Genomic DNA, 277 nt, shown 5'->3' on the forward strand with positions numbered 1-277 from the left:
GTCCAGGCCGCAGGCACGCATGAATGCCAGTGTTTCGTCGATGCGGTTGGCCAGTTGGTGGTACTTGTCGGCCAGTGCCGAGTTGGCGATGAAATCCAGGTTCCACTTGTGCACCTGGTGCAGGTCGGCAAACCCGCCCTGGGCGAAGGCGCGCAGCAGGTTGAGGCTGGCGGTGGCCTGGTGATAGGCCTGCAGCAGGCGCTCCGGGTCGGGGATGCGGCTTTTGGCGTCGAAACCGATGCCGTTGACGATGTCGCCGCGGTAGGCGGGCAGGGTG

The 277-nt window shown here is 65.3% G+C and carries 1 protein-coding gene; it reads right to left on the bottom strand.

Features of this window, described 5'->3' with window-relative positions; all coding sequences use genetic code 11:
* Positions 1 to 277, bottom strand: a 277-nt coding sequence (locus tag AC6UD2_RS06760) for a 3-deoxy-7-phosphoheptulonate synthase (protein WP_500698428.1), incomplete at both ends; no start/stop codon positions are given.

This window comes from Fructilactobacillus sp. X2R5C2 (assembly GCF_059901375.1).